At 58.1% G+C, this 14,241-nt stretch carries 9 protein-coding genes; 5 read left to right on the forward strand and 4 right to left on the reverse strand.

Translation table 11 applies throughout. The features are described from left to right. The first annotated feature begins 1 nt into the window (after nt 1). Together Mal15_RS32930 and Mal15_RS32935 are read left to right on the forward strand one after the other, a co-directional pair. Nucleotides 2-3,130 carry an efflux RND transporter permease subunit gene (locus tag Mal15_RS32930; RefSeq protein WP_147871609.1) on the forward strand — a complete coding sequence of 1,043 codons (3,129 nt, stop codon included), beginning with the start codon at nt 2-4 and terminating at the stop codon, nt 3,128-3,130. Between the two features lie 403 nt (nt 3,131-3,533). Next, a complete protein-coding gene (locus Mal15_RS32935) occupies nt 3,534-5,414 on the forward strand; it encodes a redoxin family protein (RefSeq protein ID WP_147871610.1) in 1,881 nt (626 codons plus the stop codon). A gap of 245 nt (nt 5,415-5,659) precedes the next feature. On the opposite strand, the gene Mal15_RS32940 is transcribed toward Mal15_RS32935, so the two are convergent. The 4 genes from Mal15_RS32940 to Mal15_RS32955 form a co-directional block, all read right to left on the reverse strand. Then, entirely contained in the window at nt 5,660-5,959 is a 300-nt protein-coding gene (locus Mal15_RS32940) for a type II toxin-antitoxin system RelE/ParE family toxin (RefSeq protein WP_147871611.1), read from the reverse strand. Then, the gene (locus tag Mal15_RS32945; RefSeq protein ID WP_147871612.1) at nt 5,952-6,179 is read right to left on the reverse strand and encodes an addiction module protein; all 228 of its coding nucleotides are present in this window, start codon (nt 6,177-6,179) and stop codon (nt 5,952-5,954) included. Before Mal15_RS32945 ends, Mal15_RS32940 begins: the two co-directional genes overlap by 8 nt. A gap of 55 nt (nt 6,180-6,234) precedes the next feature. Next, nucleotides 6,235-6,525 (reverse strand): hypothetical protein, encoded by a 291-nt coding sequence (locus Mal15_RS32950; RefSeq protein ID WP_147871613.1) that lies wholly within the window; start codon nt 6,523-6,525, stop codon nt 6,235-6,237. 2,109 nt (nt 6,526-8,634) lie between these two features. Then, on the reverse strand, nt 8,635-9,888 hold the full coding sequence (locus Mal15_RS32955) for an RHS repeat-associated core domain-containing protein (protein ID WP_147871614.1): 1,254 nt from the start codon (nt 9,886-9,888) through the stop codon (nt 8,635-8,637). A 320-nt stretch (nt 9,889-10,208) separates the two neighbouring features. On the opposite strand from Mal15_RS32955, the gene Mal15_RS32960 reads away from it, so the two are divergent. The 3 genes from Mal15_RS32960 (at nt 10,209) to Mal15_RS32970 (ending at nt 14,211) form a co-directional block, all read left to right on the forward strand. After that, complete coding sequence (locus Mal15_RS32960; protein ID WP_147871615.1) at nt 10,209-11,615, forward strand: sulfatase-like hydrolase/transferase; 1,407 nt, start codon at nt 10,209-10,211, stop codon at nt 11,613-11,615. A gap of 622 nt (nt 11,616-12,237) precedes the next feature. Continuing rightward, nucleotides 12,238-12,681 (forward strand): SRPBCC family protein, encoded by a 444-nt coding sequence (locus tag Mal15_RS32965; RefSeq protein WP_147871616.1) that lies wholly within the window; start codon nt 12,238-12,240, stop codon nt 12,679-12,681. 186 nt (nt 12,682-12,867) lie between these two features. Continuing rightward, nucleotides 12,868-14,211: a B12-binding domain-containing radical SAM protein gene (locus tag Mal15_RS32970; protein WP_147871617.1), complete on the forward strand. Its 1,344-nt coding sequence runs from the start codon at nt 12,868-12,870 to the stop codon at nt 14,209-14,211. Nucleotides 14,212-14,241: the final 30 nt, after the last annotated feature.

A 14,241-nucleotide genomic window follows, 5' to 3' on the forward strand; every position in this document is an offset into this window, starting at 1 on the left:
GATGGGATTGATTCACTTTTCACTTCGCAACCGCTTTGCCGTTCTCGCCGGCTCGATCGCCCTGTGCGTGCTCGGTGCGGCCGTGATCCCCGGCATCACAATCGACATCCTGCCGGATTTCAAAAAGCCGGTCGTCGTCAGCTTCTTTTCGTACCCGGGCCTGCCGACGATGGACATGGAGAAATCTGTCACGTCACGGGTCGAACGCGCATTGACCCTGGCCGGCAAAATCGAACACCAGGAATCTCGCACGGTTCCCGGCGCGGCCGTCATCAAGGTGTTCTTCCAACCCGGTGCCGACGCCAGTTCGGCGATGAACGACATCGTCAACTTGGAAGCCAGTGACATGTTCCACTTGCCGCCAGGCATCGAGTGGCCATTCACCCTTCGCAGCGAACCGGCCAACTTGCCCGTCGTGCTGGCGGCGATCTCCGGCGAAGGTTTGAGCGAATCCGAGCTTTATACGATCGGCTACTACGCCGTGCGGAACAAAATGGGCGGATTGAAAGGCGTTCAGATCCCGCACCCCTTCGGCGGCAAGTTTCGTCAGATGATGGTGTACGTTGATCCGGCCAAATTGCAGGCGTATCACATCAGCGCGACCGATGTCGTCGACGCGCTGCGAAAATCGAACCTCGTCCTCGCTGCCGGGACCGCACGCCTGGGCGGCACCGACTACCAAATCCATCCCCGCAACACGTTGCCGACGATCGATGAAATCGAAGCGATTCCGATCACCGTGCGAGATGCGCGTCCGGTGTTCGTGCGCGACGTGGCGCGCGTCGTCGACGATGCGGCGCTGCAATACAACATCGTGCGGGTCAACGGAAAACGCAGTGTGTATTGCCCATTGTTGCGCGAACCGGGCGAAAACACGATCGCCGTGGTCGACCGAATCTACGAAGGCATCGGCAGTGAGATTCCCAAAATGAAGGAGCGGGGGGACATCCCCGAAACCACCGAAGTCACACTGGTGTCCGACCAGTCCAGCTACATTCGAAAGGCGATGAGCAACCTGTTGACCCAGATCTCGTTGGGCGCGCTGTTGGTCGCGATCGTCGTCATCGTCTTCCTGCGTCGCTTGCTGCCGACGGTGATCATCGTCGCGACCATCCTGTTCGCGGTTCTGATCGGGGCACTCGGATTCGCGTTCAGCGGCCAGACGATCAACGTGATGACCCTGGGCGGTCTGGCGTTGGCGATCGGCACGGTCGTGGACGCCGGGATCGTCGTCGTCGAGAACGTGATCCGTCACCAGCGGATGGGAAAGTCCGCGCTCGACGCCGCCCGTGAGGGAACAGCGGAAGTCTCCGGCGCGATCCTGGCCGGCACCGTCACCACGCTGGCCGTATTCCTGCCCGCCGTGTTCTTGACCGGCATGATCAAGTACCTGTTCACGCCGCTGTCGCTGGCCGCCACATTCACGATCGGCGCGTCCTATATTCTGGCGCTGACCGTCGTGCCGGCCTTCTGTGCGACATTCATCCGCGAAAAGGTCGGACACAAGCCGACCGATGAAGATCGCGGCGACGCGATGCCCCGAGGCCTGTACGGCCGACTGCTCGGGGGCGCCATGAAAGTGCCCGCGTTCAGCGCCCTGGTCATTGTCATCGCCGTCGGAGCGACGTTCCTGCTGTTGCCTCGGATCGGAACCGAACTGTTCCCCAGCGTCGATTCGGGTTCCTTCGAGTTGCGGCTGAAAACGTTGCCGGGGACCGAGCTGGTTGAAACCGAAAAACTGGTCGCGGAGATCGAAGACACCATCAAAGAGGTAATCCCCGAAGACGAAATCGAAACGCTGATCGCCAACATCGGACTGCCGGTCGGCAAAGGCGCCGGGTTCTCCACCGTACTCAGTTCCAACTCCGGTCCCGACACCGCCTACCTGATCGTCAACTTGAAGCAGGAAAACCGTTCGACCAGCACGAACACGTACGTCAACCAGCTGCGTGAAAAGCTGGCGGCCGACTATCCGCTCGAAGAGTTTCTGTTCGTCTCCGGCGGCATCGTCAACATGGCGCTCAACGAAGGGGTGCCGACACCGATCAGCGTCCAAGTCTCCGCCGGCACGCTGGGACAATGCCGCGACGCCGCCGAGCAGATCGTCCAGGCCATCCGTCCGATCGCGGGCACCGAAGACGTCCAAATCGCACAATCGCTGGACTACCCGCAGTTCGATGTGCAAGTCGATCGAACCCGCGCCAAGTACTTGGGACTGGACCAGGAAGAAGTCGCCCAGACGGTGTTGACCGCACTCGGGTCGAGTGTCGGTTATGCGCCGACGATTTGGATCGACCCAAAAACCGGCGTCGACTTCTTCATGGGCGTGCAATACGAGAGCAACACCTTCGAGTCGTTGGATGAAATTCGCAACATCCCGCTGTCGCTCAATGCCCCCAGCGGGCCGATCACGATTCCGCTGTCCAACGTCGCCACAGTCAAACGCGTCAACATTCCCGGCGAGATCGCCCACTACAACATCTCCCGCGTCAACGACGTCCACGTCAACGTTTCCGGCCGCGACATCGGTTCGGTCGCCGCAGACATCGAAGCAGTGCTGGCGGAGATGGAATTCGAAAACGGCGTCGGTGTGGCGCTCCGCGGACCGGTTGAGAAAATGCGGTCCGGGATGAACCTGTTGGGAGTCGGTTTGGCGGTCGCGACGTTGTTGGTTTACCTGGTGCTGATGGCTCAGTTCCGTTCGTTCACCGATCCGCTGATCATCATGCTGGCGGTCCCCTTGGGCATCGGCGGCGTGTTGCTGGTGCTGTACCTGACCGGAACGACGATCAACATCCAATCATTGATGGGGACGTTGATGATGATCGGCGTCGTGGTGAACAACTCGATCCTGTTGGTCGAATTCGCCAACCGCCGTCGCGCCGATGGCCTGTCGCCCCACGATGCGGCGCTTTCGGCAGCCGGCGTCCGGCTGCGACCGATCTTGATGACGTCGCTGACGCTGGTCGCATCGATGTTGCCGCTGTCGTTCCAGCTGGCACCGGGCAACGAGGCGATGATCCCGCTGGCCCGAGCCCTGATGGGCGGCATGATTGCTAGCACCATCCTGACACTGGTCCTTGTCCCCTGTGTCTACTCACTTGTGCACCGCAATTTCGCCACCGCCTAACGTGGGACAGGCTTCCCGCCTGTTGATGCGGGACCTGTTCAATCCAGTTTTTGCCGGGGCACCGTTCGCCGACAGCCGACACGCCCCCCATCATTCTGCCCCCCATCATTCTGCCATCCCTCCCCAGGCTCGGCAGGCTACGCTGGCTAGAAAGAGAGGTAGGAAGATTTTGAAGGTAGGAAAATTGGCTGACCCGGTTTGATCCTGCATTCCACCATTTTCTTACCCCCGAAATCTTCTTACCTATTTTCGGCAACCTCAATCGAGAGATCGACGGAACATCCGGGCGCGAAATTGTTGCGAGTGCCCCCGGGGAAAGCGTATAGTGCGCTTACCCCCTCTTCTTACCCGGTGCGTCGTTTCGACTCGTCGAATCGGCACCCCGGGGCACTTTTCAAACGGAATGTCAGCCATCGTCCACGCAACGAACGGATCGGTCGGTTTTGCTCGTTTTCCAGCGGCGGTCGTCGCAACACTGGCGACGGTTTGTCTGCTGGGCGGCGTTGGCTGCGGATCGGCCAGCGCCGGGGACCCGCGATCAGTCGGCCAGCTCAAAGGCATCGACCTGGACGGACGGCTCCGGCGGTTGGGCGAACGGGGTGACACCAAAGCCGTCGTCGTCACCTTTATGTCGACACAATGCCCGATCAGCAACGGTTATCTGCCACAGCTCAATGAGCTGTCGTCGCGGTACCGCCGTAGCGGCGTGGAGTTCTACGGAGTGGTTTCCGATCCGTCGGTGACGCGTGCCGACGCAATCACCCACAGCGAGACCTACAAGGTTCGCTTTCCCGTTTTGTTTGATGGCTCCGGTGAATTGCGATTGGCACTCGCGCCGACGCACACGCCCCAAGCCTTTGTGCTCGACCATCACAGCCGCGTCATCTACAGCGGTGCCATCGACGACCGCTACGTGCAGCTGGGACGCAAAAAGGAAACCGCGGAAGCGGAGTACCTGGACGACGCGATCCGTTCGGCCATCGAGGGCACACCGATCCTCGTTGCCTCGACCGAGCCGATCGGCTGCCGGTTGGAGCAGCCGCCGAACAAGACGCTCAAGGGCAGCGTCACCTACACCCGCGACATCGCGCCGATCATCCAGACGTATTGCTCGTCGTGTCACCGGGAAAACCAGTCGGCGCCGTTTCCGCTGTTGACCTACGACGACGTCAGCGGCCACGCCAATCAAATCGTGGAGGTCACTCGAGACCGTTACATGCCGCCGTGGAAACCCGCGCCGGGATTCACACGGCTACGCGACGAGATGCGGCTGAGCGACCACCAGATCGATCTGATCGAGACTTGGGTCGAATCGGGCAAACCCCAAGGCGATCCGGCCGACCTGCCGCCCCCGATCCAGCACGTCAAAGGATGGAAGTTGGGCGAACCGGATTTGATCCTGGAGATGCAGGACGTGTTCACCGTTCCCGCCAGCGGTCCCGACATCCGCCAGTACTTTGTTATTCCCTCGCGACTGAGCGACGACCGGTTGATCACCGCCATCGACTTTCACCCCGGTACGCCGCAGGCGGTTCATCACGCGAGTTTTTATTTGGATACGCGGCGAGCCGGACGAAAACTCGATGAAGCCGACCCGGAACCTGGGTACTCCGGTTTCGGCGGGCCACAATTTGAATCACAAGGCACATTGACCAGTTGGTTTCCAGGGATGACGCCACGCAAATTGCCCCGGGGAATGGGGCGGCTGGTACACAAGGGCAGCGACATCGTCGCGGAAATCCACTACGTGACGACGGGAAAAACCGAGCGGGACCGCTCCAAGATCGGGCTTTACTTTGCCCACCGATCGGCCCGGCAGCTGGTCGTCGAAGTCCAGGTGGGCAACAAGGACATCGAGATTCCTGCGGGAGCCTCTCACCACCACCAGCGGGCAACGTACACCCTACCGGTCCAGACGATGTTTCTGGATCTGGTCCCCCACATGCACATGCTCGGCAGCGAAGTGAAGGTCTGGGCAAAAGCCCCCGATGGCCGCAGCAAACCGCTGCTGTGGATCAAAGACTGGGACTTTAATTGGCAAGGACAGTATTCATTTGCCAAACCGATCGTTCTGCCCGCAGGCACCCAGATCATCGTCGACGCCTGGTTTGACAATTCGTCGGACAACCCGCTCAACCCGAACTCGCCGCCGGTGACCGTCCGCTGGGGCGAGGATTCGACCGACGAGATGTTGCTGTGCACCTTCCAATGCACCTGTGAAACCATGGAAGAACTGGGCGAACTGATGGACCACCAACGCCGTTACATCGCCGACGCGCAGTAAGATTAGCAGGCGAAATCCCAGACGATCGCACCACCGCTATGGGCAAACCCACACAATCTCCCCATTCTCCCCCACTCCCAACTCCCCCTCTTTCTCCCCGCTTCCTGCCATCGTTCTTCGACTGACATCCTGTCACCGACGGGTTTCAGTCGACGGGAATCCTACCATTGCAGTGCAATCACAGCCTGCGCAATGTCGCCCTGTACGGAAAAAGCTTCGTGTGCCCCGATGGGTCGCCGGAGTCGCTACGATCGTTTATTCCAGTAGCCAGGCTTTTGGTGACCATGGGCAACCGCGATGATCTCTATGGATTCGCTCCGTCGTCGATACACGACAACGAACGGGAATCGGCGCATTAGATATCGCTGAGTCCCAAAGAGATAACTTGCCCACATTTCCGGGTTAGCACTGATGGCTTCAATTGCCTTGGACAACTCGGTTTCAAACGCTTCACCAAGTACACTGCTTTTTTCGGCGTAATGATCGTGCGCCGCGAGTGCTTCAAGTCGCGCGTCAGGGTGAAATTTAGTTGGCAACTCAGCCATTTCGACGTTGTTTCATTTCTGCCAGCACGTCTTCTGATGGAAGCAGGCTAACCTTCCCCTCGTCAATTGAAATTAGTCGACGGTTGATCTCATCTGCCCAAGCAGCATCGGCGTTTGGGTCTGGCGTCGGTTCCAGACTATAAATGAGTGAAGCCGCCAACTCGATTCTCTGAGGTTCGGGAAGTGACAGCGCAGCTTCGGTGAGTTGATGTGGTTCCATCGATGGGCCTTGGGGGATTGTCTGAACGGAGCGTGCGAAAGAGCAACCGCATATTCTAATCGATCAGGGGCCGATGATCATTACGTGCCCGGTTCGCGATCTCCCGCACCCGAGTGAGTGCGGTTGTGGACTTCACGCTGTGATGATGGTAAAGCCAACGACGATACGCGGACAACGCCTCGGTTGTGATCTCTGCGACGTTGTCGATGCCGCGATCGCTGCACCAGACGATAAACTTGCCAAGAGCGTAATCGCGACGGGAGATCGCCATCGGGGACCAGTTGTTCATTCGCAAGTGGGTGAAGTAACGGGATAGCAGGACCGAGCGAGTAGGTGAATTGGACATCGTTTTGAATTTCCTTGGGGTTGTGTCCGCGCACACCGGTATCCCGGATCAGCGGACGGGGTGGAAGCGGCCGCGTGAACGACACTCGACCAAAGAACGCGGCATCACTGACGCGTCGATGCGCCTATGGCCAGGCTCTGATTAATCGGGCATTGCGAAGTATTGGCATCAGGTTTGACGCCAGAGCGGTTAGGTCGTTGTGGTGCAACGACCTGCGTGAATCGGAAGCGGCTTGAAGGTGAGCGATGTCGCTTTGAACTTGGGTTTGTAACGTCGAAGCCATCGGGTTGACCTTGAGTTGGGAACTTTGCGACTGCGCGGTCGCGGGGGAAAGATCCACGCCAGCGGAGTCGCGTGGCCTTGGCGATCTGGCCGGCTGCGCTGCGTGTCCCTCGGTTGTCATCGATAGCGGCGGCCTTGATCGGTGGCGGTGGTGATCAAGGTCAATGAGCCCGAGAGCAGGGAGCACCTCGATGACGCGACAGCTCCGCCTGGTTGTCAACAGGGCAATCCGCCAACCGCTGCAAAAGTAGAAAAACGCTTCGCCATCAACCGTTAAAGTCAACGCACTTGGTGTTAGCGATCGCACTTTGGTTTTTCGTCTCTCGCCTTCTCTCGGACTGCCACCGGAGGGTCACGGGTGACGGCATCAGTCCGAAATCGGCGAAAGCCAAAAAACGTAGAAGAGAGAAGTGGCTTCGTGCGTCGAAGTTGGTGTCTAGGCTTTAGCCGATCCTTGTCCGGACGTTCGAGCGCCGGAGGCGTCGTGAAGAGGCGCCTGAAGGCTGGACACCAACGGTTCGGACGCCACGCCCGCGACAGCCGGGGAGCCTGTCGGGGATTCGCAAAGGGCTTTGGCCGAACAGACAAGCTGTCGGTTGATGGTTTACCGATCGGCTCGTTCCCGGCTTACGTCGCTTACAGCTCGTCGCGGTCACTTACGCCCATCTAGATAACGAGCTCCGCCATCCTGGCTCCGCCTGTTCTTATCGGCATCCTGCCTCGGTCCCGGCGGGCGTCGCTTACCTACGATCAACTGAGCTGTCTTGCTCCTCTGCTTTCTCCTTGTCTCCTCTTCTCTTCACTGGCTTCGTACGCTTTCGTCCCCGCTCATCCTTCGCGTTGACGTTGGCCGCGCCGGAGACACCGCCGGCTCCGCTCGGTCGATCCCTCCCTCGCTACGGTCGAACACGCTCATGCCATCACGGCATCTTGTCCACGACACACTCTTTCTCTTCGCTCCCAACTCGCCCACTCCCAACTCCTCCTCTTTCTTCTCGCCGCTTCCATGGCACATCGTGTTCGACTGGCATCCCTGCCACCGGCGGGCTTTCAGACGCGACGTCCATGGTCGCTTTGCGCTTCGCTCTTTCTCATGCCCGAGTCCAACGCCTGACGCCAAGTGGGACGGTCGCCATCGTGGCGGCATCGTGCCGAAGGCAGTGGCGAGCATCGTGCACGCCAAGCTGTTCGCGTCTAGTCTCGTGTTTTAGGAAGCTGATCCCTCGACCGATTCATCTAAGAGGCCCGACCCATTAGATTCGGTTCTGCCCCATTAGATTCGGTAAAGCCAAAACCGTTACGCCACAGCAGCTTAGGATTATGCCCGTGCCATTCACCTCCCTTCCCCTTTTCATCCTCCGCCGCGCGTCTAAAGAGAGTAGCTGCTAGACTAACTATCCTGCCAATTCGGCTTCTGACCCTTATTCTCTTCCGTAGATGAATCTTTTGATTGTGTGGGGGAGCAAGAGCGAAAGCAAATGCTTGCTAGTGCCACGATCAAAATCGTCAACCAGAAAAATCCGACGTAAACAAAAATCTGATTCCACGGATAGGCACCTGAGATCAACTCATATGCGACGAACGCGGGAAGCGCACAAATTGGCAAAACGATAAATTCAATCTGACACCAACGTGCCGCTCGTGGTAGAAGCCTTCCCGCAGATACCACCCCAAAGTAACACGATGCAAAAAGCCCAAAGTACGTGAAGCAACGATCCGCTAGATCATGTTTGAACGGGGAGGCAATAGTCACCAATGTGAAAAACACACCAATCAAAACCAAGGATAGAAGGCTGTCACTACTCTGCAATTTTGGGGGTTTTAAAGTCATCTGATCAACTGTGAAAATCTTATGACTCTTTCGCTGCGAACTGCTATTTGTTCCCATGTGTTATTGCAGGGGGAACTGGCGTTTCTGAGTACCCATCGATATACCGGTGGACCAATGATGCGAATTACACAGCCAGCACATGCCACCTTTGCGGCTTGCCGATGGATCCAAGGCAAATTACCTACATAGTACGTCATGCACTCTTCCCAGCTGTCATCAAATGTCTCGTTCGCACCCATGCAGGTCAGTGCCCCTGGACCAAGTACCGCGGCGCAGTTTCCACATGTAAGTACCCAAGTCTGCCAACGTTCCCCGCGAGGATCTACGCGAAGGACAGGAGAACAACCACAGTATTCGAACAAGTTCCAGCGACTCCCATCAAAACTAATAGGGTCTCTGGAGCAGAATCGGCCCGCCGTCGAGTCGTACATGCGGGCGCGGTAGTGGTACAGGTCAAGAACGTCGTCATACTCACGCCCCGTGTAGAGATAACGAATTCCTTCGGACGTTGTCGTTCGTGCCGTGCCCGATGCATCGGTGATCGTCGGCGTACCATACGCATCGTAAGCGTACCTTTCCTTGATCGTCCCGCTCGAATCGGTCAGCGCGGTGATGCTGTACTGTTGGCCGCGAACGTAGTAACGCAGTCCGCCGGTGCCGTCACGTACGACGGGTTCGGCGATGTCGCTGGCGCAGACGTGGTTGTAGGTGGGGTTGGTTGCCGCGGTTGCTGAGGTGTAGTCGGCGACGGTTTGTTGGCCATTTTGGACATAGACGCTGATCGTCGTGCCATCGTCGCGCGCGACTCGGCGACCGAGTGCGTCCCACTGATAGAACACGTCGTCGGTGCTGTCGTTGTCGACATCTGCCGAAACAAGGCGATTGTCGAGGTCCCACGAGAGTGCCAATGGATCGCTGCCGGGACGGAGGACCGCCGGGATCAATGTCATGTTACCCTTGACGTCGTGGGTGACCGATTGACTGGCCGCCGAGATGATTTCGTGGGCGTCACCGTGGACTCGCGATTGAGTGCTGGTGTTCTCGGCAAAAGTGTCCCAGTCGCCGAAAAGCGACAGCCCCCAGGATTCGTCGAGGTTGGTGTCGTCGCGTTCCCAATTGATCAGACGATCTTCGTCGTCATAGCCGCTCATCGTTCCGGTGATGCTCTCACTGGCCTTGTTTTTGTTGTCGTCCCAGCCGTAGCTAAGATTTCCGATCGCTGCGCCAGTATAACTGATGCTCGTAAGCATGCACTGGGTTCTCGATCCCGTGTATCACCAGGATTCGAGTCGACTTCGAACCAAGAACGCTGAATCGAAGATGAGCCTCACATGCCGGTTCGTCACAGCGTTTCTGAACCGAGACGCTGCGAAGAAGAGTCTTCGGCGGAAACGCCAAATCGCTGGCTGGAACACCGCTTTTGTCGAAAAGCTGCCGTTTGCAGCCTAATTTTGGTGCGGTCGTCGCGGGGCCCAGCCCTCCCTGTCAACAAACTCCGTCCCAAAGTTTGACATTGTCGAGATGCGTTATTAGTTATCAAATTGCATTTGGTCTTCACCAAGGAGAGAGCATGTACATTCGAACGGTATTGCCGGGCATCGTCCTGTGGGCCGCATGGGTAGCGGCGTCTTCCTGTGCGACCGAGCCTGTCGCTGCATCGGACCGCCCGCTGAATGTGTTGTTGATCATGGCCGACGATGTCGGCTTTGAATGTTTCAGCAGCTACGGCAGCAAGGAATACGACACGCCGCGGGTCGATGCGCTCGCACGTCAGGGCATCCGGTTCACCAACGCCCACTCGACGCCGCTGTGCACGCCGACGCGCGTCAATTTGATGTCCGGTAAAAGCAATGTCTTCAATTACCAGGACTTCGGCATTTACCCGGCCGGCGAACCGACGTTCGCGAACCATTTTCAAACCCATGGCTACCGCACGGCCGTGGCCGGCAAGTGGCAATTGCAAACCATGCAAGCCGGCAAGGGCATCACGCCCGGCGAGGCGGGTTTCGACACCTGGTGTTTGTGGAACATTCCCGGCGGAGCGAGAGAACGTTATTGGAAACCCTCCTTTGTCCAAAACGGCAAACTGCTGGACCTACCGGACCACACGTTCGGTCCCGACATGATGACCGATTTCCTGATCGACTTCATGACCGCAAAAAGCGACAAGCCATTTCTCGCTTATTACCCGATGATCCTGGTCCACGATCCGTTCGTGCCCACGCCGGACAGTGACGGCGGCAAACGAGTCGACAAGGCGAAGCGGACGGCCAAACGACAGAAACAGAACTACGTCGACATGGTCGCGTACATGGACAAGTGCGTCGGCCGCCTGGTCGATGCGCTCAAAGCCAGCGGCAAACGCGACAACACACTGGTGATCTTCACGGGCGACAACGGCACCAACGCCGTGCTGTCATCCGAGCTCGACGGCAACACGATCAAAGGCGGCAAGGGTTACACCCACGACTACGGCACGCACGTGCCCCTGGTGGTCAATCTGCCCGGAGTCATCCCGCCGGGACAAGTCAACGAGGACCTGATCGCGTTTTCCGATTTCTTTCCGACCATCGTCCAGGCGGCGGGTCTGCCGCCGAAGGCGATCAAAGACGGCGACGGGATCAGTTTCTGGCCGCAATGCCTGGGCCAACCCGGGGAGAAACGCGAGTGGATCTACGGTTATTATTTTCCGCGCCCCTATGCCGCCAAGCTGGACAACAAATACAATCACTACGAAGTCCGCTACGCCCGTGACAAGCGATACAAGCTTTATGACAACGGCGACTTGTACGACACCCTCGACGATGTGATGGAGAAATCGCCACTGCCAACCGACGACGCAGACGCCGAAACGCAAGCCGCGCGAAAGATCATGCAACAAGCCCTGGACTCATTCCCAAGCAAAGGCCAAGCCATCCGCCACGACCAGGTCAGCAGCGAGCGGAAACCGGGCTTCCAAAAACGCTCCAACCACTGAAATTCCTCGCAATCGTAAATATTTCCAAGCGATCTCTTTTGCCGTTCAGCCGAAGTACAAACACCACACCAAGGCAACTCAAGCAGCTGCTAATCTTCTTACCCCAGAAATCTTCTTACCCCCATTCACTCGGCCGATCCGGGAAGAGGCGGCAAAACGATTTCAGTCAACAATTGTTTTGCCCCCATCGTTTTGCCCGCTGCCCGTTTCTGAACCAAGCGGCACTGACACAAGTGTTGGTGTCTAGCCTTTAGGCGATCTCCGGTCACCGCTTCGCAGCCCAACCCCAATATCTAACGTTGGCGAAACACCAGTAATTCACCGCAGCTGGATTTGCAGGTTTCCAATGCGTTCCGAAAGTCGCCGTGTTCTCCGAACTCGGCGTGCATGAAAAAGCGAAGCTTTGCCCCGCGCCGACCTCGGAGAGGACGGCGACTGTCCAGCCCAATCGAAAACCAAGCTGGGACGGAATGCTCGCCAAACTTGCCTGATCGCGGCGCAGCGTCGGTCCACCGGCGGGCTCTCTGTCACCGGGGCGCGTTAGAATCGGGTTTGCCCGTCGTCTTCCCCAACGGCGCAAAACTCGTTCGGACGAACTCCCCTTTTCCAAGGAGCACCGGAAATGTCCAAACAGAATCTCCAGGTTTCTGTCTCGATCGATCGCGACCCAGAGGATGTGATCCGCTTTATCGCCGACCTTCGCAACCGCCTGAAGTACCTGCAATCGCTGAAAAGCGTTTCCAACATCCGAGGCGAACCGGGTCAAGTCACCAAGAGCTGGGATTGGAAATGGGATCTACTCGGACATGAATTCACGGGAACCGCTCGCACGGTCCATTATGCCCCCGGGCGCCGTTATTCGTTTGCGACCGAGGGCGGCATCAAAAGTCAATTCAGCTACAACGCCGAACCCGACGGCAACGGCACCCGATTGACGGTGGACGTTGAAGCCGAGATCCCGGCCGAACTCGCCGACCAAGACGGCTTGGAGGAATTGCTGGCCGGCGCTCGAGAACGGGGACACCAATCCATGGAGAAACTTAAGTCACTGCTTGAACAGAACTAGCGAGACAATGACGCATTTCACGCTCGCCAGCGCGTGGAATGCGTCGGAAATCCACGCTCTGGCGCGAAAGGTAATACAGAACGCCAGCGAAGACCTCGTAACCGCGAGGGTGCGCCGCGCTTACGCGTCGCGTCTGGCATCCCCTCTCTGATTCCTAACTCGGACAACGCCTACAGGAGCACCATCATGAAAATCGGTTTGATCGCGATGAGTGGTATTCGCTGCTGCGATCAGGAACTGCTCCGCAAAGGGCTGACGCTGCCCGGCTTCGTCGAACGAAGTGAAACGATTGCGTCGCTTCCCAGCCTGGGACTCCTGACGCTGGCCGGCATGACCCCGGCCGAGGATTCGATCGAGTACTTCGAAGTCCAAGACCTGAAACAGCTCGACCCGCTGCCACAAAACTTTGACCTGGTGGCCATCTCCAGCTTCACCGCCCAAATCAAGGAAGCCTATACGCTGGCCGACCAGTACCGCGCACTCGGGATCCCCGTCGTACTCGGAGGATTGCACGTGACGTCACTGCCCGACGAAGCGCTCCGGCACAGCGACGCGGTGGTCGTCGGTGAAGGCGAAGTGGTCTGGCTGGATGTGCTTCGCGACGCCCGATCAGGCCGATTGCGACGCCGCTACAGTTCCTTTGAGGGCGCGGAATTCAACCTCACCGAGGCACCGATGCCGGCGTACGAACTGCTGGACATCTCCAAGTACAATCGGCTGACCGTGCAAACCAGCCGTGGCTGCCCGCGGAGTTGTGAGTTCTGCGCATCGAGCATCTTGCTGACGCGACGGTACAAACAAAAGCCCCTCAAGAAGGTGCTCGCTGAAATCGATCGCATCTGCGAAATCTGGCCACGTCCGTTTATCGAGTTTGCCGATGACAACTCGTTCATCCATCGGGCGTATTGGAAAGAGCTGCTACCACAATTAAAGCAGCGTCGTGTGAAGTGGTTCGCCGAAACGGATCTGTCGGTACACGAAGACGAAGAACTGTTGCGGATGATGCGTGACAGCGGCTGTGCCGAAGTGTTGATCGGTCTGGAAAGTCCGATCCTGCCGGGGTTAAAAGGGATCGAATTGAAAAACGATTGGAAACGTCGACAATGGCCACACTACATCGAGGCGATCGAGCGGATTCAAAGCAACGGTATCCGCGTCAACGGCTGCTTCATCCTCGGCCTGGACGGGCACGGCCCGGAAATCTTTGACGCCGTGTACGACTTTGCCGAGCAAGCCAAGCTTTACGACGTCCAAATCACCTATCAAACACCGTTCCCGGGAACACCGCTTTATCGGCGTCTGGAAAAAGACAATCGCTTGCTGTACCCCGGCGCCTGGGAGCGGTGCACGTTGTTTGATTTGAACTACCAGCCGACGCCGATGTCGGTCAGCCAGCTTCGGCAGGGGTTTCATGAACTCGCCGAACGACTTTACTGCGAGGACTTCACGCAATGGCGGCGAAATCAATTCGCACAGTACTACCTGTATTCTCGCCGTCACAAACGCAACGACCAACTGCCGATAGCCTGACCGAGCTTCGACGGGCCGCCGTAGCTCCGC

It is taken from the genome of Stieleria maiorica, from assembly GCF_008035925.1.
GTDB classification, from domain to species: Bacteria; Planctomycetota; Planctomycetia; order Pirellulales; family Pirellulaceae; genus Stieleria; species Stieleria maiorica.